This is a genomic window from Cryobacterium gelidum (assembly GCF_004403985.1).
Taxonomy (GTDB): Bacteria; Actinomycetota; Actinomycetes; order Actinomycetales; family Microbacteriaceae; genus Cryobacterium; species Cryobacterium gelidum.
Genome location: NZ_SOHL01000016.1, coordinates 44,984 through 62,785 on the forward strand (window position 1 = coordinate 44,984; position 17,802 = coordinate 62,785).

Annotated in this window: 17 protein-coding genes; 12 read left to right on the top strand and 5 right to left on the bottom strand. The window is 64.6% G+C overall.

Annotated features, from left to right (window positions below):
* From E3T50_RS10520 to E3T50_RS10535, 4 genes are read left to right on the top strand one after another with little or no spacing between them, the layout of a single operon-like run.
* Window positions 1-1,740, top strand: coding sequence for a dihydroxyacetone kinase family protein (locus E3T50_RS10520; protein WP_134551778.1), 1,740 nt, complete (start codon window positions 1-3; stop codon window positions 1,738-1,740).
* On the top strand, window positions 1,737-2,204 hold the full coding sequence (locus E3T50_RS10525) for a ribose-5-phosphate isomerase (protein WP_134551779.1): 468 nt from the start codon (window positions 1,737-1,739) through the stop codon (window positions 2,202-2,204). Before E3T50_RS10520 ends, E3T50_RS10525 begins: the two co-directional genes overlap by 4 nt.
* A 3-nt stretch (window positions 2,205-2,207) precedes the next feature.
* A complete protein-coding gene (locus tag E3T50_RS10530; protein ID WP_134551780.1) occupies window positions 2,208-3,158 on the top strand; it encodes a 3-hydroxyacyl-CoA dehydrogenase family protein in 951 nt (316 codons plus the stop codon).
* Between the two features lie 5 nt (window positions 3,159-3,163).
* A complete protein-coding gene (locus E3T50_RS10535) occupies window positions 3,164-3,931 on the top strand; it encodes a triose-phosphate isomerase family protein (protein WP_255454277.1) in 768 nt (255 codons plus the stop codon).
* 32 nt (window positions 3,932-3,963) lie between these two features.
* Here E3T50_RS10535 and E3T50_RS10540 read toward each other — a convergent pair whose 3' ends face one another.
* Window positions 3,964-4,890, bottom strand: a complete 927-nt coding sequence (locus tag E3T50_RS10540; RefSeq protein ID WP_134551781.1) for an NAD(P)-dependent oxidoreductase — start codon at window positions 4,888-4,890, stop codon at window positions 3,964-3,966.
* 29 nt (window positions 4,891-4,919) lie between these two features.
* Window positions 4,920-6,365 carry a four-carbon acid sugar kinase family protein gene (locus E3T50_RS10545; RefSeq protein WP_134551782.1) on the bottom strand — a complete coding sequence of 482 codons (1,446 nt, stop codon included), beginning with the start codon at window positions 6,363-6,365 and terminating at the stop codon, window positions 4,920-4,922.
* Between the two features lie 201 nt (window positions 6,366-6,566).
* Between E3T50_RS10545 and E3T50_RS10550 the strand changes: the two genes are divergently transcribed.
* The 3 genes from E3T50_RS10550 (at window position 6,567) to E3T50_RS10560 (ending at window position 9,653) form a co-directional block, all read left to right on the top strand.
* Window positions 6,567-7,274, top strand: coding sequence for a FadR/GntR family transcriptional regulator (locus E3T50_RS10550; RefSeq protein WP_134551783.1), 708 nt, complete (start codon window positions 6,567-6,569; stop codon window positions 7,272-7,274).
* A 200-nt stretch (window positions 7,275-7,474) separates the two neighbouring features.
* The gene (locus tag E3T50_RS10555; protein ID WP_134551784.1) at window positions 7,475-8,869 is read left to right on the top strand and encodes an MFS transporter; all 1,395 of its coding nucleotides are present in this window, start codon (window positions 7,475-7,477) and stop codon (window positions 8,867-8,869) included.
* Window positions 8,870-8,876: 7 nt separating this feature from the next.
* Complete coding sequence (locus tag E3T50_RS10560; RefSeq protein WP_134551785.1) at window positions 8,877-9,653, top strand: SDR family NAD(P)-dependent oxidoreductase; 777 nt, start codon at window positions 8,877-8,879, stop codon at window positions 9,651-9,653.
* On the opposite strand, the gene E3T50_RS10565 is transcribed toward E3T50_RS10560, so the two are convergent.
* Window positions 9,628-10,014 (bottom strand): Rossmann-fold NAD(P)-binding domain-containing protein, encoded by a 387-nt coding sequence (locus tag E3T50_RS10565; RefSeq protein ID WP_134551786.1) that lies wholly within the window; start codon window positions 10,012-10,014, stop codon window positions 9,628-9,630. The two genes, E3T50_RS10560 and E3T50_RS10565, sit on opposite strands and share 26 nt — an antisense overlap.
* A gap of 127 nt (window positions 10,015-10,141) precedes the next feature.
* Between E3T50_RS10565 and E3T50_RS10570 the strand changes: the two genes are divergently transcribed.
* Window positions 10,142-11,185, top strand: a complete 1,044-nt coding sequence (locus E3T50_RS10570) for a GNAT family N-acetyltransferase (RefSeq protein WP_134551787.1) — start codon at window positions 10,142-10,144, stop codon at window positions 11,183-11,185.
* A gap of 3 nt (window positions 11,186-11,188) precedes the next feature.
* On the opposite strand, the gene E3T50_RS10575 is transcribed toward E3T50_RS10570, so the two are convergent.
* Entirely contained in the window at window positions 11,189-13,153 is a 1,965-nt protein-coding gene (locus tag E3T50_RS10575; RefSeq protein WP_241990869.1) for an acyltransferase family protein, read from the bottom strand.
* Window positions 13,154-13,243: 90 nt separating this feature from the next.
* Between E3T50_RS10575 and truA the strand changes: the two genes are divergently transcribed.
* The 4 genes from truA to glmM all read left to right on the top strand — a co-directional run bounded on the left by truA (window position 13,244) and on the right by glmM (window position 16,724).
* Window positions 13,244-14,167 (top strand): tRNA pseudouridine(38-40) synthase TruA, encoded by a 924-nt coding sequence (gene truA / locus E3T50_RS10580; RefSeq protein WP_241990870.1) that lies wholly within the window; start codon window positions 13,244-13,246, stop codon window positions 14,165-14,167.
* Window positions 14,168-14,360: 193 nt separating this feature from the next.
* Window positions 14,361-14,807 (top strand): 50S ribosomal protein L13, encoded by a 447-nt coding sequence (gene rplM, locus E3T50_RS10585; protein WP_104083755.1) that lies wholly within the window; start codon window positions 14,361-14,363, stop codon window positions 14,805-14,807.
* Between the two features lie 50 nt (window positions 14,808-14,857).
* On the top strand, window positions 14,858-15,343 hold the full coding sequence (gene rpsI / locus E3T50_RS10590; RefSeq protein WP_104083754.1) for a 30S ribosomal protein S9: 486 nt from the start codon (window positions 14,858-14,860) through the stop codon (window positions 15,341-15,343).
* A gap of 19 nt (window positions 15,344-15,362) precedes the next feature.
* Window positions 15,363-16,724 (top strand): phosphoglucosamine mutase, encoded by a 1,362-nt coding sequence (gene glmM, locus E3T50_RS10595; protein WP_134551790.1) that lies wholly within the window; start codon window positions 15,363-15,365, stop codon window positions 16,722-16,724.
* 97 nt (window positions 16,725-16,821) lie between these two features.
* Here glmM and coaA read toward each other — a convergent pair whose 3' ends face one another.
* Entirely contained in the window at window positions 16,822-17,778 is a 957-nt protein-coding gene (gene coaA, locus E3T50_RS10600; protein ID WP_134463404.1) for a type I pantothenate kinase, read from the bottom strand.
* Window positions 17,779-17,802: the final 24 nt, after the last annotated feature.

A 17,802-nucleotide genomic window follows, 5' to 3' on the forward strand; every position in this document is an offset into this window, starting at 1 on the left:
ATGACACGGATATTTGACGACCCCGCTGAGTTCGCTGACGAGGCCCTGAACGGGTTCGTCGCTGCCAACCGTCGATACGTCGCCCGCGTAGACGGGGGCGTCGTGCGTGCGACGGAGATGAATCCCGGCCAGGTCGCACTGATTGTCGGGGGAGGATCAGGGCACTATCCGGCCTTCGCCGGCCTCGTCGGTCAGGGCCTGGCAGCCGGATCCGCATGCGGCAACGTGTTTGCGTCACCCGCAGCCGCCCAGGTGTACCGGGTCGCCAAGGCGGCCCAAGTCGGGGGTGGCGTGTTGCTGAGCTATGGCAACTACGCCGGCGACGTGCTCCACTTCGGACAAGCCCAGGAGCGGCTCAACGCCGAGGGCATCGCCACCCGTACAGTCGTCGTAACCGACGACGTCGCCAGCGCTCAAATTGGTGAGATCGACAAACGTCGCGGTATCGCCGGGGACCTGACCGTCTTCAAGATTGCCGGTGCGGCGGCCGACGCCGGCTTGACCCTCACCGAGGTCGAACGCGTGGCGATGAAGGCAAATTTTCGCACCCGGTCACTCGGTGTGGGATTCGACGGTTGTATGTTACCGGGAGCTACCGAACCCCTGTTTCGAGTGCCGGACGGTCAGATGTCATTGGGTCTTGGAATCCACGGTGAGCCCGGCATCTCCGACCACGACTTACCGACCGCGTCTGCGTTAGCAGAGCTGTTGGTGACCCGACTTCTGGCCGAGAAGCCTGACGGTGCCGGTACCCGTGTCGTGCCCATCGTCAACGGCCTCGGTGCCGTCAAGTACGACGAGCTTTTCTTGCTCTACGGAAAAATCGAAAAGCTGCTGGTCGCGGCCGGTCTTGACCTGATTGAACCCGAGTGCGGTGAGCTCGTGACGAGTCTCAACATGTCGGGCCTCTCGCTGACTCTGCTGTGGCTGGATGATGAGCTGGAGATGTACTGGGCCGCTCCGGCCGACACCGCAGCTTTTCGTAAGGGCAATCTGGCCCAACGAGCACGTCGGGTGATTGACTCGGTCCTAGCAGATGCGCCGTCCGTGTGGGAGCCGGCCACTCCTGCCTCGGCGAAGTTCAGCGCCGGGGCAACGGCTCTGCTGAGAGCCGTTCAGGCTGTCGTAGTGGAGCACGAAAGCGAGCTCGGAAGACTCGACGCGATCGCCGGAGATGGCGACCACGGAATCGGTATGCGCAGGGGCGTCGACGCCGCTGTGGCGGCAGCGGTATCTGCCGCGGAGGCCGCGGCTGGTGTCGATCAAGTCTTGATCATCGCCGGGGAAGCCTGGGCCGAAAAGGCCGGGGGCACCTCGGGGGCGCTCTGGGGTTCCGCATTGTGCGCATCCGGCCGGGCGCTGGGTAACCGAGAACGGTACAGCCCCGACGACGCCGTGGGCGTGGTGTCGGCGTTCAGCCGCGCGATTACCGATCTCGGAAAAGCTGAAGCCGGCGACAAGACCATGGTCGATGCACTTCTGCCGTTCGTGGGCACGTTCATCGCGACGTACCGTTCCGCCGCGTCGCTGCAGGGGGCACTTTCTGCAGCTGCTGCGGCGGCGACAACTGCAGCCAGCCAGACTGCGGAGCTCAGCCCGCGCCGCGGCCGTGCGCGACCCCTCGCCGAACGCAGCCTTGGCCATCCCGACCCGGGGGCGGTCTCCTTCGGCCTCATCGCGGCTGGCATCGCTCGCGCTTATGCAGACTTATCCACAGAACGAGAGGACGTGACAGCATGACGAAGAAGTGGCGCATTGTCATCGGCAACGATGCGGCCGGCGTGGAATTTAAGACCGCACTGAAGCAACTCCTGGAAGCGGATGATCGAGTCGAGTCGGTTCTGGACGTGGGCGTGGCGGAGAACGACAGCACGGCCTACCCGCACATCGCTGTGACCGCTGCGCGACGGGTCGCGTCGGGAGACGCCGACCGCGCGTTGTTGATCTGTGGCACCGGACTAGGTGTGGCGATTTCAGCCAACAAGGTGCCCGGCATCCGTGCAGTGACGGCTCACGACAGCTATTCCGTGGAACGCTCCGTGCTGAGCAACAACGCCCAGGTGCTCACCCTGGGACAGCGCGTCATCGGCCTGGAACTGGCCAAGAAACTGGTTAAGGAGTGGCTCGGCCACCGTTTTGATGACAACTCCGCCTCGGCCGCGAAGGTCGCTGCGATCGGATCTTACGAAGTGAAAGAGGACTAGGCCATGGCACACACAATTGCAATCGTCGGCTCGGGTTATATGGGCGGCGGAATTGCGCAGGTTCTGGCGCTGGCCGGCAACCACGTATTGCTGGCGGATGTCTCCCTCGAAGTTGCCACGCTGAATTATCAGCGATTGATCGCCGAATCCAGGGATTTCGTGGCGGCTGGCCTGTTCCCGGAGGGTGCCACGTCAACCCTCGAAACCAACCTTCATGTCGCGGCATCCGTTGAAGAAGCCGTTGCCAATGCCGACTTCATCGAAGAAGCCGTGCCAGAGGTGCTCGCCATCAAGCACGACATCCTGGCGCGAATCAGCGCGGCCGCGCGGCCTGACGCCATCATCGGCTCGAACACGTCGACGATCTCCATCGGCGACATGGCGACGGCCGTGACCAACCCGGAACGCTTTCTCGGCGTGCACTTCTCGAACCCGTCGCCTTTCATTCCCGGCGTGGAAGTCATCCCGCACGCGGGCACCACAGACGCGGTCATTGCCGCAGCCCGCGAGATCGTGCACTCCACCGGCAAGCAGACTGCGGTTGTCAAGGACGTCACCGGATTCGTGCTCAACCGGCTGCAGTATGCCTTATTCCACGAAGCGACCCAGTTGGTCGAAGAGGGCGTGGCTACCCCCGAAGACGTAGACACTCTCGTGCGCACTACCTTCGGTTTTCGACTACCCATCTTCGGCCCGTTCGCAATCGCCGACATGGCCGGCCTGGACGTCTACAACTTCTGCTACAAGTCTCTGCAGACCGATTTTCCGGAACGATTTGCCACGCCCAAGATTTTGTCTGACCTCGTCGATGCGGGCAAACTGGGCACCAAAACCGGCGCGGGCTTCCTCGACGTCCCGTCCGAACGCACTCCAGATCTGATCGCGTACCGCAACAAGGCTTATGTGGCAATGCAGAAACTCGTAGACGACCTCGGCCCGGCGCCGCTTCACTAAGTACCGTGGGTACCCCTGATTCCCTTCGCACGCCTGCGATCTACGTCGGTGTGAGTACCAAGATGTACCTCGGTTACCAGGCCTCCCTCGACTGGCTCGCCGGTGTACGCGATATTATCGCGGATCGCCCCGGCCTTCCCCGGGAGGTGAGAGTGTTCGTAGCTCCGTCGTTTCCCCTGTTGCACAGTGCGCGGAGCATCCTGGCAGGCACGGGCGTCATCATCGGCGCCCAGAATTGCAGCGAGTCTGGCGGCCCAGTAACCGGCGAGGTCTCGCCCGAGCTCCTGGCCGAGATGGGCGTCGAACTCGTCGAAATCGGACATGCTGAACGCCGACGACTGTTCGGTGAAACGGATGCGGTCGTCGCGCGTAAAACAGCGGCGGCGGTCGCAGCCGGGCTGACGCCGCTGCTCTGTGTAGGGGAAGTAATGCGCGTTAGCCCCGCCGAAGCGGCCGAATTCTGCCAACGTCAGGTGTTGTCGGCGCTGGGTGCCGCGGTGCCCCACTCCGCTGTGACCCTCGCCTCCGTGATGCTCGCCTACGAGCCGGTTTGGGCGATCGGAACCACGCAGCCGGCGGAGCCCGCATATGTGAACGAGGTCGTCGGCCGTCTGCGCGATCTACTACAGGATTCGGTGAGGATCATCTACGGCGGAAGCGCCCAACCCGGCCTGCTACCCCTGCTGCACGCAGTAGACGGGCTCTTTCTCGGTCGCTTTGCCCATGACCCCGTCAATCTCGGTCGTGTACTCGACGAGGCCGCATTGCGCTGAACTGCCCGGCAGCACCGATCAATCAGCACCGGTCAAACGGTGCGTTGTACGGGCGCGAGCACCCTGATCACGGCCGAGTCGTCGGCGGCGCCCAGGCCCTGGGCCTGACCGAGCAGGTAGAGCTGCTCGGCAGCGGCCGCCACCGGCGACGCGAGGCCCGCCGTACGGGTGGCCTGGCCCACAATTCCCATGTCTTTCACGAAGATGTCCAGTCTGCTGAGCACCGGCGCCCCCTCCTCTTCATAGGCCGAGAGGATGCGTGGGCCACGGTTGGACAGCATGAAGGACCCTGCGGCACCAGCTTCCAGCGCGGAGAGGGTTTTGGCCGGATCGAGACCGAGCGCATCGGCAAGAGCCAGGGCTTCAGCAGCCGCGGCGATGTGAATACCGCAGAGCAGTTGGTTCACCGTTTTCAGCGCCTGACCATCGCCGGGCCGGTCGCCAACGATGGTCAACGTCGAGGCCAGGAGCTCGAGCACGGGGCGCGCTTTCTCGAGCGACTCGGGCGCAGCGCCGACGACGATGAGCAGGTCGCCCGCAGCGGCGCGAATGGGCCCGCCGGAAAGTGGCGCGTCGACGAGGGCCACGCCGTAAGCGGCGAGTTTCTCCACGGTGGCTGGGATAGCTTCGGTGCCGACCGTGCTCGTGAGAATGACGACGGAACCGGGGGAGAGAACCTCGGCGATGCCGTCGACTCCAAATAGAACATCGTCGAGTTGGGCACCGTTGCGCACCGCGAGCAGCACAGCATCAACGTGCTCGGCCGCTGCGCGAGCAGAGCCGTGGCGGAGAATCCCCGCATCGGAAGCCAGCTGCATGCGGTCCTCTGAGATATCGAAGCCATGCACACTGAGCTTGCTTGTCAGTCGAGTGGCCATGGGTAGGCCCATGGCGCCCAGGCCCACAACGGCAACGGCGTAGTGAGGGGTATCGAGGCTGGCGGTAGTGCTTGATGGCATGGTGATTCTCCTGTGGGGTTGATTGAGCGTCAGGACAGGGTGTTGCTGAGCTTTGTGACGACGTCGTACAGGGATTCATCGTCACCGACATTTCCGGCGAACACGACGTAGGGAATTCCCGTGGCTGGGCCGTCCATCGGCTGCCAGAGCGACACGATGCCGGGGAGCATCGGTCCGCGCACGAGACCGTGCCGAATCTGCAGGCCGTGAGCGGCAACATCCGAGGAGGTGATGCCTCCCTTGGCAATCACGAAGCGCGGCGCACGCCCGGCGAGGGTGCGCTTGACGACCGCGACGACGGCGGCAGAGACGGAGCGGGCGATACGCAGGCTCTCCGTTGCGTCATCCGCTTTCACCAGGAGGCGACTCGTCTGCAGCACGACATCGTTGCCGGCCAGAGCGGCTACGACCGCGTCGACCGTGGCCGTGACGTGGGCTGGTGCGGCGGATTCATCGGCCAGCGATTCCACATCGAGTTCCACAATCGTGGCCAACGGGTGGCGTTTGGTCAGAATTTTCAGCTGACGCGTCGTGACACCGACGTGGGAGCCAACGACGATGAGACCGCCACCGGAAGGCGGGGTTGCACCAGCGAAGACGCCCGCACCGGACAGTGGCTGATGCTCGTCCTGGCCGATACGGGCCCGAACGAAGGGCGGGCCGACGCGATAGAGCAGCTCCTTGCCGCGAGACTCCGCTTCGGCCAGGCCCAGAGCGAGCGCGCGCAAGTCGTTCTCGGTGACCGCATCGACCACGATCGGTGTCGAGTGTTCGGCTCCCATCACGGCGTCGGCAATGGCCGAGGTGCCGCCTCGAACAATTGTCAGATCGAGAACGATGACGTCTTCCGCCCTAAAACGGCCATCAGATTTTTCTTCGACATACCGGGCGAGGTTCGAGTTCTTGAAACCGAAGGTGGCGTCGTTGGCGAATTCTGTGTCGGATACCGGGGTCAGCAGACCATCGCCGAGCATGTAGTGCACGCCGCCCACCGTGACTCGACCAGCATCAGGGAAGGCCGGCACGATGACGACGCCATCCGTTCGGCGGCCGAGCACCTGCATCAGGGTGTCCGCGATGACATCCGGCTCGAGCGGGTAGTGGCCTCGCAGGGTCGAATCGCTGCGGCTCACGAAGCCAAGGTGAGTCCCGGTGGCAGCCGCCGCCGCGAGGGCGTTGGTGACCACTTCGCGATTGCGGGTGGCGGCATCGGCGGGGTCGAGGCTGCGGGAATTAGTCAGCACATAGACGGCGGAGGCGGGCCGTGCTCCCAGCTGGTACGTGAACGCCCAACGAAAGTCGTCTTCCTGCCAGTGCGTGAGAACTGGCAAATTGGACACAGATTGGGTACCGGTGGGGTCGTCGTCGAGCACGACCAACACGCGCTGTGAGGCGGTAACGGATGCCGCGACGGCCGCCGTACTCACGACCACCTCGGCGGGGTAGCGGGCTAGTAGGTCGGCTTCACGAATCACGAGAAACTTCCTTGTCTCTATTGAGTGGCTGACGCGGCCCTGCGCCGGCACGCATGATGTCTGACGTCTGATGTTACAGCAGAGTCTGGCAGACTAGAGGACACCCGTCAATCGCGGCGGGCCTGTGCACCGGCGTGGGAAAACCTCGCTGTAGTAATGTAATGACAGAAAAAACCGGGCACGAAGAGGGGAAGGACTGTCATGAGCCGCAAGTCTCTCGTCGAAGTCGTGTGTGACGATCTGCTTGATCGCGTTTTGAGTGGCGACCTTCCAGCGCACGAAGCGCTTCCCCCGGAAGCGGAAATCGCCAAAGCGTCTGGGGTAAGCCGCCTCACTGTGCGTGAGGCACTCAAGAGCCTCCAGGCCCAGAACATCATCTATGTTCGACGTGGTCTGGGCACTTTCGTCAACCCCTCCGACGCGTGGACGGGAATGGACGCCATCCTGCGCGCAGCGTCGCTCGACACGAGTCCCGACGAGGCCGCGATGCGCCTACTAGAGGTGCGCCGGATGGTTGAGACGGGGGCCTCGGAATTGGCCGCTGTACGTCACACGCCGGAGGACCTGGCCCGCATGGACATCGCCATCGCGGAGATGTCGCGGGCGTATCGCAACGAGGACCTGGACGCACTGGTGGGGGCTGACCTGGCCTTTCACGATGCCGTATTGCGTGCCGCTGCCAACCCGTTTGTACTGGTCTTGATGAGCCAGCTGGGCAGGCTCCTCTACGTCATGCGACAAAAGACTTCCTCGCGCCGGGAAGTGCAGCAGCACGCCATCGTTCACCACCAGAACGTGCGAGACGCAATTGCGACGGCAGACCCCGAAGTGGCACGGAAAGCCATGGAAGCGCATATCAATCAGACCTTCGAGGACTACGAGCGGTATATCAAGGCCGTCGGGCACTAGCCGTTCAGTCCATTTCCGCTGCCGCTTGACGCGCCGCATCGACTGTGGCATTCTTGGCTTCGTTCGAATAATCAGATGTCAGATGTCTGAGATGTGATAAAAACGGTGCGGACGTCATTCCGCAAGCTTTGAGCCGAAGGAGTCTTCATGCTTACACACGTATGCCCACGGGGCATCTCATTCCTTGTCGGTGGTCGACGATGAGTACCGTCCCGGACGCTAACAGCGCTCTCGGCGAACTCGGCGAACGCACCCTGCGCAAGGTTCGTCGCCGCGTTATGCCACTTATTGTGGTGCTCTACTTCATCGCCTACCTCGACCGCAACAACGTCGGTTTCGCCAAACTCACAATGAGCGCCGACATCGGGCTCAGCGCGACGGCATACGGGCTTGGCGCGGGAATCTTCTTTCTGGGTTATGCCCTGTTGGAAATTCCCAGCAACGGAGGCATGTACCGGTACGGCGCCCGCAAATGGATTGCCCGCATCTTGATCTCTTGGGGAATTCTCGCTTCGGCCATGTCCTTGGTCACGGGAGAGACCACCTTCTACATCGTGCGGTTTCTGCTCGGTGCCGCCGAAGCCGGTTTCTTTCCGGCCATCCTTTTCTACCTGACGCTCTGGTTCCCCGCAGCCCAGCGAGTTGCCGTGATCGGTATCTTCATCCTGGCCCAGCCTGTATCCAATGCCTTGGGCGCCCCGGTCTCCGCATTGCTGCTCAACATGGATGGAATCATGGGCCTGCACGGGTGGCAGTGGCTCTACATCATTGAGGGCATCCCAGCCATTGTGCTCGGAATTCTGGCCCCACGCATGCTCACCGACCGGCCTCGCGACGCGACCTGGCTCAAGGCCGAGGAACGCGAGTGGCTCACGACCACAATGGATCTGGAACTTGCCGCCAAGCAGGCTTCCGGCAAGCACAAGTTTCTCGACGGTCTGAAGGACCGCCGAACGCTGGCCTACTCGGCGCTGTACTTTGGTCTCGTCTGTGGCATTTATGGCCTCGGGCTCTGGTTGCCGTCAATTGTCGCGGCCCTGGGCGATTTCAACACGACTCAGGTTGGCTTCATCGTTGCGATTCCGTACTCCTTTGCCGCCGTCTTCGTGTTCTACTGGTCACGTCGATCGGACCGCACCGGCAACCGGGTATGGCACGCGAGCACGAGCATGGTCCTGGCTGCCATCGGTCTTCTCGGTGCGGGCTTCCTGCTACCGGTCAATCCCGTGTTGTCGATGATTTTCCTCACCCTTGCCGCCATGGGTATCTACTCGGCAATCGCCCCGTTCCTGGCCATGCCCTCGGCAGCCCTCACCGGTGCAGCTGCAGCCGCGGGGCTTGCCATGGTCAACTCACTGGGAAATCTTGGCGGCTTCGTTGCGCCGTACGCCGTTGGCATTCTCAAGGACGCTACCGGCAGCGACCAAAGCGGCCTCATTTTTCTCTCCGCCTGCCTGGCGATAACCAGCGTGGCGACCTACCTCTATGCGCGCAAACGCCCGGAGGGAGCCTCCTCGAACAGGTCCGCTTCACTGCCCAAGGCTCATGTTTTGGCAGAGGAATCCTCCAGTACGTCCAAAATCAAAAGTAAGTAGATACATCATGACGATCACCACATCTTTTCCGATCGAACGAACCGTCGTCGTCACCGGCGCTGGCTCAGCGCGTGGCATCGGCCGTGCCACCGCCGACAAACTCGCCAGCCTCGGCTGGTCGATCGCCATACTCGATATCGACGGTGCAGCAGCGCAGGCGGCGGCCGCCGAAATCTCCTCGCAGCGCTCGGTACGGGCGATCGGATTGGGGGCGGATGTCTCCGATCAAGCATCGGTCGACGCTGCGATCGATGAAGTTGAAGCGTCGCTGCCACCCATCGTGGCCTTGGCGAACCTGGCCGGGATCAGTTCGCCCACGGAGTTCATGGACGAAACGATCGAGGGCTGGGAGCGCGTCTTCTCCGTCAACATGACCGGCACCTTTGTCGTCACGCAGCGCGTACTCCGGGGAATGATTGAGCGCAAACTCGGTCGCATCGTAAGCGTGTCGTCGGTCTCGGCCCAACGTGGCGGTGGAACCTTCTCCAAGGTTGCCTATAGTGCGTCAAAGGCCGGCATAATCGGTTTCACGCGCGGTTTGGCCCGAGAAATGGGACAGCACGGCATCACCGTGAACTGCGTCGCTCCGGGGCCCGTGGACACGGACATCATGGGTGGCACTTTGACGGACAAGCGTAAGGACGAGATGTCTGCCGACATCCTGGTGGGACGCGTGGGCACTGTGCACGATATTGCTGCTCTGATGGCGTTTCTCGTGGGGGAGGAGGCGGGGTACATCACGGCGGCCACCTACGACATCAACGGCGGGCTGCAAATCTCTTGATCCATTGGTAATTCGACGTTGTTGAGAGTTTGGCGCTGATCGAACGTGTGCGCGCAAAGACGAGTGCGCCTCCAGGGCAGAAGTCCCAAACGTCCACGGGAGTGGTGGCGATTAGCGTGGTCACGATGTCGGGCAAGTAACTCCAGCTGTGCGCGAGCTGCGGTTTACCGACCACGTGTGCAGTTTTTGAGCGCGGGACTGCTGTGAAGAATGACTTGCCAAGGTGTGCAGGGCCAGGGACTTCCGGCCCGAAGTAGTCGCTGGCGCGCACGTCGACGACGTGGATGTGGCCGGCGCCCTGTGCGCCGCACCTCTTCACCCATCCGGCCTGGCCAATCAGTCCTTTGGCTTCGGTGGTCATCTCGGGTGAGTGTTCGGTCATTGCGCCGGTCGGTGATTTTTACGGGTAGAGGTTGCCCATCACGACGAGCAGGGCGCCCGTGGCGGATGCGGCGGCAATATTCGGGGCCGCGTGGCTAGGGTGAAGCATGACCGATCACACGAGTCCCCTCTCTGCGCGCGTGACCGTGCCCGCGCAGCTGCCCCTTCCCACGCACGTCGATATCGCACTGTGGCGCCCGGCGACGCCCGCCGATATCGACGCCATCTGGGAGCTCGAGAAAGCGATCGGCCGGGCCGATCACCCCAACTACGTGCTCGAGCGGGAGGAAGTCGGCGAGGTGTTCGCCTTCTCGTTCGTCGATGTCGGCACCGACACGCTCGTCGCCCTCGACGCTGATGGTGGCATGGTGGCCCACGGCTTGGTATTGCTCCAGGTGGGGCAGGAAACGCTCGTGAAATCCAACCTGACCGGCGGGGTACTCCCCACGATGCGCGGGCGAGGAATCGGTCGCGCGCTGCTGAACTGGCAGGTTGCCCGCGGCCGTCAGCAACTGGCGACCTCGCACAAAGCGCTGCCCGGCTGGATCTGCACCTCGTGTGACGAGCGTGCCCCGCAGAACGGCCGTCTCTACGAAGCCGCCGGCCTGGTCTGCGCGCGATACTTTCTGTCGCTCGACCGCATGCTCGCCGACCCCATTCGCGAGGTTGTGGTGGGCGACGGCATCCGTCTGGCTGGCTATACGGCAGAGCTGTCGAATGCCGTGCACGCTGCGCGTGATACCGCTTTCATGGACCACTGGTCGAGCCAGCCGTTGCCCGACGAAAGCTGGAACGCCTACGTCACGGGCCGCTCGTTCGTCGACGAACTCTCCTTCGTCGCCTTCGGCACCGAGCCTGACGGCAGTGAGCACGTCGTCGGCTTCATCATGTCCAGCGTCAACGAAGAGGACTGGGCCGCGGCCGGGTACCGCAGCAGCTACATCGGCCTGGTCGGCGTGCTGAGCGGATGGCGCGGCCGGCACATCGCGCAGGCCCTGCTGGCAGCGCAGCTGGCCGCCAGCCGCGCCGCCGGGCACGAACGCGCCACCCTCGATGTGGACGCAGCGAGCCCGACCGGTGCGCTCGACCTCTACACGGGCATGGGATTCTTCGCCACCAACCGGGAGCTCGCCTACGTGCTCGCGTTCTGATCCTCAGCGGTAGGGCGGCGGGCGCGGTGCGTCGGGGTTACGCAACAGCCAGCTGGTGTCCGGCAACGGTGGGACCGCCGCGAGACGGACCAGCGCCGCCCGCACTTCGTCGGCGTAGAGCTGGCCCCCGGTGGGACCCGGGTGCACATGATCGCCGGCCAGCAGGTCGAGGCGCCCCGCGATCGTGTCGTGCCAGTTGGCGAGTTCGACCCGGCGATTACCCGCCGCGAACTCGGCCAGCGTGGTGTTGACGCCGTCGGTCCAGTCCCGCTCGGCATAGGCGTTGACCAGCACGAGCTGCCGGTGAGGCCCGAGAACGCTCAGAATCTTCGTGAGTTCGTTGACGGTGATGGGACCGTTGGTGCCGAGCCCGATCACGACGACCGGTTGCAATTGACCCGCCGCCTTCAGCGCCAGCACGATCTCATCGGCGGAATACATGCCGCGGGAGACCGAGGCGTCAATGGTCATTCCCGCAAAGGTGGCCTGCAATTCCGGAGCCGAGGCGAGCATGACCGAGTCGCCGATGGCCGTGATCGGGCCGTCGGTCAGGGCGGGGGCTGCCGTGGCCTGGCGGGCCGCCTCGGCGGCCGCGACCCGCGTGGCTCGCGCCGCAGCATCCATTGCCCGCTGGCCGCGTTCGATGCGTGACTGCGCCGAGGTCTGTGCCGGTGCAGCGACGACGGCGGCCGTGGTGCCCCCGACCAGCAACACCGACAGCACGGCCGTCGCGGCGACCAGGCGGCGGCGTCGGGTCGGGCCGGTCCAGAGCGCCCCGACCCGACGGATGGTGCCGCGCACGCCCACCCGACGGATCGGCATTTCCAGCCAGCGGTACGAGGCGCCGGCCAGAGTCAGGGTGATGACCGCGGCCAGCAGCCCGATCGGCAGCACGCTGCCGAAGGGGGAGGACGTGGGCCAGAGCAGTTGCACCAGCACGAGCACCGGCCAGTGCCACAGGTAGATGCCGTAGGAGCGCTCACCGAGGTAGCGCAACGGCGTCGCGTCGAGTAAACGTCCGAACCGGCCACCGCGCACGCCGGCCCAGATGGCCACGGCGGTGGCCAGGCTCACCGCGACGAGGCCGCCGCGGTAGGTCGCGGCACCGTCTTCGGGTAGCCACAGCGCGAAGGCGATGATCGCGAGCACTGCCGCTGCGCCCAGCCACGGGCGCACCCGGGGCAGCTCGTCGCGCTTGTCGCTCGGGCGACGCAGCAACAGGGCCAGGGCGGCACCGGCAAACAGACCGAAACTATGCGTGTCGGAGCCGTAGTAGACCCGGGTCGGGTCGGCGCCGGGCTGGTACAGCACGCCCATCCACAGGGCCGAGGCGAGAAACAGCGCGATGACCAGGGCAAGCCGCACCCACGGGCGGCGAATCAACAGCACGGCCAGCAGGAGCAGCGGCCAGACCAGGTAGAACTGCTCCTCCACCGCGAGCGACCACAGGTTGCGCAGCAGCTCGGGCTCGTTGACGCTGAAATAGCTCGCGTCGTTGGCGATCGACACCCAGTTGTAGCCGAAGGTGGTGGCCCCGAGCAGTTGCGCGCCGAGACCGACCAGAACATCGCCGTCAATCAGAAATGCGAGGGTGCAGCTGATCAGAATCACCGGGATCAGCGGGGGGACGAGGCGTCGGGCCCGCCGCTGCCAGAACCGGCCGAGCGAGATGCGCCTGGTGCGCGTGTGCTCGGAGACAAGCAGCCCGGTGATCAGAAAACCACTGATCACAAAGAAAACATCGACGCCGATGAAACCACCGGGCAGTATCGCCGGGAAGAAATGGTAGAGCACAACGGCAATGACGGCGAGGGCACGCAAGCCGTCGAGACCGGCCAGACGACCGCCACTGGGTGCAATAGCGGGGGCGTCGCGTGGCCCGAGCACGGGGGCATTTTCGGGCCCGATGGCGGCGGTCGTCGACCGAGTCCTCCCGGTGAACGGGAACGACAGGGGGGAACGAGGCATGGGGAACGAGATTTCTTTGGCACTCATCTTGGGGGTGGACCAAAGGCCGCCATCAACGATAACCCGCGCGTGCCACCTAGGCTTACCCTCGTGAATCTTTTTGTGCCCCGCGCCGCTCATGCAGCGCTCGGCTCCACGCGCATCCGCCTCGACCTCGCCTACGACGGCACCGATTTCACCGGCTGGGCCCGCCAGCCGGGCTTTCGCTCCGTGCAGGCCGACATCGAAAACGGGCTCGCCGGCATCCTGCAAAGCTTTCCCCCGCACCCCACCCTGATCGTCGCCGGCCGAACGGATGCCGGGGTGCACGCCCGCGGGCAGGTCGCCCATTTCGACCTCACCGCCGAACAGGCCCACTCCCTGGTGCGCATCCAGCGCGGCACCGGAAATCGCCCCCCGGTCGATCTCGGCACCGCCATCCTGCGTCGCCTCGGCGGGATCCTCGTGACCAAGCCCGACATCGTGCTGCGCCGGGCCACGGTCGTACCCGGCGGTTTCGACGCCCGGTTCTCGGCCATGTGGCGCCGCTATGAGTACCGCATCGCCGATCCGCTCGCCCTGCGCGACCCGCAGCAGCGCCTGCGCACCACATGGCATCCGTTCAAACTCGATCTTCCCGCGATGCAGGCGGCTGCGGCGACCCTGGTCGGCCTGCACGACTTTGCGGCCTACTGCAAGCCGCGCCCGGGCGCGACGACCATTCGCACCGTGCAGGACTTTCGCTGGCACCGCGACGACGACGGCCTCATTATCGCCACCATCCAGGCGGATGCCTTCTGCCACAGCATGGTGCGCGCCATGGTCGGCGCCTGCGTGGCTGTGGGGGAGGGGCGCCTCGACGGCAGCACCCTCGCCACCCTGCACTTTGACAATCACCGCATCAGCGAGTTCAAGGTGATGCAGGCGCACGGCCTCACGCTGATCGACGTGGGCTACCCCGACGACGCCGCACTGGCGCAGCGCGCCATTGATACCCGCAACCGGCGCTCACTGCCGGTCGTTGTCGCGGAGTGAACTCTGACCCAGGTTGCGTCCGCGGTCGGGGCCGACTATCGTTGATCCTTGGTGTCTGTGCGTTGCAGCGCGGCACCCGAACGTGAGCCCTCCATCGACAGTGTTCTCCTCATGAGAAGTATTTCTCAGGGGAACAAGCCCGGAGCGGGATTCACGAACACCTCCGTTCGAAAAAGAAGAAAGCAGCACACTAGTGACGCGCACTTACACCCCCAAGGCAAGCGAACTCCAGCACGACTGGGTTGTCATCGATGCCACCGATATCGTTCTCGGACGTCTGGCCAGCCACGCGGCAATCCTGCTGCGCGGCAAGCACAAGGCCACCTTCTCCCCGCACATGGACGGTGGCGACTTCGTCATCATCGTCAATGCCGAGAAGGTTGCCCTCACAGGCAAGAAGCTCGACCTGAAGATCGCTTACCGCCACTCGGGTTACCCGGGCGGCCTCACGGCGACCAACTACTCCGAGATGCTCGAGAAGCACCCGACCCGTGCGGTTGAAAAAGCGATTCGCGGCATGCTGCCGAAGAACTCGCTCGGTCGCGCCCAGCTCACCAAGCTGAAGGTTTACGCCGGCCCTGAGCACCCGCACTCCGCTCAGCAGCCCACGCCGTACACCCTCAGCCAGGTCGCGCAGTAGCGCCGGCAACCAGACTTCTCGACTCTTAGATAAAAAGGATTCCCATCATCGTGGCGAAGATCGCAGACCAGATTGACCAGGCTCCGGAGAGCTACTCCACCGAGACTCCGGCCGAAACCGTAACCAAGGCGCCCCGCGCCGTCCTCAACGTTCCCGGCGCAGCCGTCGGCCGTCGCAAGCAGGCCATCGCCCGCGTGCGCATCGTCCCCGGCTCCGGCACGATCGTTGTCAACGGCCGCGAGTTCGCCGACTACTTCCCGAACAAGCTGCACCAGCAGCTGATCAACGACCCGTTCAAGGTTCTCGACCTGCTCGGCTCGTACGACGTCATCGCCCGCATCACCGGCGGTGGCCCGTCCGGCCAGGCCGGCGCGCTTCGCCTCGGCATTGCACGCTCGCTCAACCTGATCGACGAAGAGAACAACCGCGCCATCCTGAAGAAGAACGGCTTCCTCAGCCGCGACGCTCGCGTCAAGGAGCGTAAGAAGGCCGGACTCAAGAAGGCCCGTAAGGCACCTCAGTTCAGCAAGCGCTAACCGGATAGCCGACGACGATATGACTCGTCTGTTCGGCACGGACGGCGTTCGGGGCCTGGCCAACCGTGATCTCACGGCTGGCCTGGCCCTGAGCCTTGCCCAAGCCAGCGCCGCCGTGCTCACCACGGGGCGTCGCGCTCAGGCGCGGCTCGCCGCCGATCAGCGGCCCGTTGCCGTGGTCGCCCGTGATCCGCGAATTTCCGGTGAGTTTCTCACCGCTGCCGTGTCGGCCGGCCTGGCCTCGAGCGGTGTGGACGTGCTCGACGCCGGGGTCATCCCCACTCCCGCCGCGGCCTTCTTGATCAACGACATCGGTGCCGACTTCGGTGTGATGATTTCTGCCTCACACAACGCGGCGCCCGATAACGGCATCAAGATCTTCGCCTTTGGCGGAACTAAACTTCCCGACGACGTCGAGGACCGCATCGAGGCCTACATCGGACGTGACACGCTCATGCCGATCGCCGGCGACGTGGGACGCATCCGTCGCTTCGCCGACGCCGAAGACCGCTACGTCGTGCACCTGCTCACCACGCTGCCGCACCGCCTCGACGGCATCCACGTTGTGCTCGACTGCGCCCACGGCGCCGCCGCCGGCGTCTCGCCGCAGGTGTTCACGGATGCCGGTGCTCGCCTCACCGTGATCGGCGCCGACCCCGACGGCCTCAACATCAACGACGGCGTGGGCTCGACCCACCTCGACAACCTCGCCCGGGCCGTGCTCGAACACGGTGCCGACATCGGTATCGCGCACGACGGAGACGCCGACCGGTGCCTCGCCGTGGACCGCGACGGCAACATCGTCGACGGCGACCAGATCATGGCGATCCTGGCCGTGTCGATGGCGGAGCGGGGGGTGCTGAAGGATCGCACACTCGTGGCGACCGTCATGAGCAACCTCGGCCTGCGCAAAGCCATGGCGGCCAACGACATCACCGTGGTGCAGACCAAGGTCGGCGACCGGTACGTGCTCGAAGAACTGAACGCCCACGGGTACTCGCTTGGCGGCGAACAATCCGGTCACGTCATCATGACCAAATTCGCCACGACCGGCGACGGTATCCTCACCGGGCTGCACCTGGTAGCCGAAATGGCGCGCACCGGTAAGACGCTCGCCGAACTGGCATCCGTCATGACGGTGTACCCGCAGATTCTGGTCAACGTGCGCGGAGTGGACCACAAGGCGCTCGGCGCCGACGAGGTCATCGCCCAGGCCGTGCTCGCCGCGGAAACCGAACTGGGCGACACCGGCCGGGTGCTGCTGCGCCCCTCCGGCACCGAGCCCATGGTGCGCGTCATGGTGGAAGCCGCCGACCAGCCCACCGCCGACCGCCTGGCGCACGCCCTGGCCGACGTCGTGCGCGAGCGCCTGGCCCTCTAGCACTTCCGGGCGCAGGTGGATGGCTGGGCGTCAGTTCGTCGGTGCGCCCCGTCATCGGCTGGCGCCCAGGCCACGCGTGCACCGCGTCCGGAGCGGGTCAGACCTTACGCAGGAGCACCTTCGCGACGGCATGCGTCGGGTCCTTGCGCAGAACCAGGGTGGCACGGGAGCGGGTGGGACGGATGTTCTGCAGCAGGTTGGGCTCATTGATGCTGGTCCAGATGCTGCGCGCCCTGGCGCGGGCCTCCTCTTCGGTGAGTTCGGCGTAGCGGTGAAAGAACGAGTTGGGGTTGGCGAACGCCCCGCGCTGCAGCTTGAGGAAACGTTCCTCGTACCAGCGGGCGATGTCCTGGGTGCGGGCGTCCACATAGATGGTGAAGTCGAACAGGTCACTCACCGAGAGGCCGTGGCCGGGCCCGGGAGGCTGGAGCACGTTGAGTCCCTCGACGATGAGGATGTCGGGCTGGCGCACGACGATCTGGGCGTCCGGCACGATGTCGTAGCTCAGGTGCGAGTAGAACGGTGAGCGCACCTCGGGGGCACCGCTCTTGACCGCGCTTACGAAGCGCAGCAGGGCGCGTCGATCGTAGGACTCCGGAAATCCCTTGCGCTCCATCAGACCCCGGCGGTTCAGCTCTGCATTGGGAAACAGGAAGCCATCGGTCGTGACGAGCTCAACCCGGGGGGTGTCTTCCCAGCGGGAGAGCATCTTGCGCAGCAGCCGTGCAGCGGTCGATTTGCCGACGGCGACCGAACCGGCCACACCGATCACGAACGGCGTGGGGCGGGCACGTTCTCCCAGAAACCCACTTGTCGCACGGTGCAGCGTGCGCGCATTCGCCGCGTAGAGGTTGAGCAAGCGGCTCAACGGAAGGTAGACATCCTTCACCTCGTTGATATCGAGCGGCTCACCGATGCCACGCAACTGCACGATCTCGGTCTCTTTGAGCGGGAGCAGGGTGGTCGGCGCGAGGGCCGCCCAGTCCGCTCGGTCGAGCTCCACGAAGGGGGTACCGTGACCGTTCACTACAGGGGTCAGCACCGGATCGGACATTGTCCCAAGCTTAGTCCGACTAAA

What these genes read in the sequence shown, in the direction of transcription:
- E3T50_RS10565 (WP_134551786.1), bottom strand. Translation starts at nt 10,014, where the DNA reads ATGACCACCGAAGCCAAAGGACTGATTGGCCAGGCCGGATGGGTGAAG.
- E3T50_RS10575 (WP_241990869.1), bottom strand. Translation starts at nt 13,153, where the DNA reads ATGCCTCGTTCCCCCCTGTCGTTCCCGTTCACCGGGAGGACTCGGTCG.
- coaA (WP_134463404.1), bottom strand. Translation starts at nt 17,778, where the DNA reads ATGTCCGATCCGGTGCTGACCCCTGTAGTGAACGGTCACGGTACCCCC.
- E3T50_RS10570 (WP_134551787.1), top strand. Translation starts at nt 10,142, where the DNA reads ATGACCGATCACACGAGTCCCCTCTCTGCGCGCGTGACCGTGCCCGCG.
- E3T50_RS10520 (WP_134551778.1), top strand. Translation starts at nt 1, where the DNA reads ATGACACGGATATTTGACGACCCCGCTGAGTTCGCTGACGAGGCCCTG.
- E3T50_RS10525 (WP_134551779.1), top strand. Translation starts at nt 1,737, where the DNA reads ATGACGAAGAAGTGGCGCATTGTCATCGGCAACGATGCGGCCGGCGTG.
- E3T50_RS10555 (WP_134551784.1), top strand. Translation starts at nt 7,475, where the DNA reads ATGAGTACCGTCCCGGACGCTAACAGCGCTCTCGGCGAACTCGGCGAA.
- E3T50_RS10540 (WP_134551781.1), bottom strand. Translation starts at nt 4,890, where the DNA reads ATGCCATCAAGCACTACCGCCAGCCTCGATACCCCTCACTACGCCGTT.
- glmM (WP_134551790.1), top strand. Translation starts at nt 15,363, where the DNA reads ATGACTCGTCTGTTCGGCACGGACGGCGTTCGGGGCCTGGCCAACCGT.
- E3T50_RS10560 (WP_134551785.1), top strand. Translation starts at nt 8,877, where the DNA reads ATGACGATCACCACATCTTTTCCGATCGAACGAACCGTCGTCGTCACC.
- E3T50_RS10530 (WP_134551780.1), top strand. Translation starts at nt 2,208, where the DNA reads ATGGCACACACAATTGCAATCGTCGGCTCGGGTTATATGGGCGGCGGA.
- E3T50_RS10550 (WP_134551783.1), top strand. Translation starts at nt 6,567, where the DNA reads ATGAGCCGCAAGTCTCTCGTCGAAGTCGTGTGTGACGATCTGCTTGAT.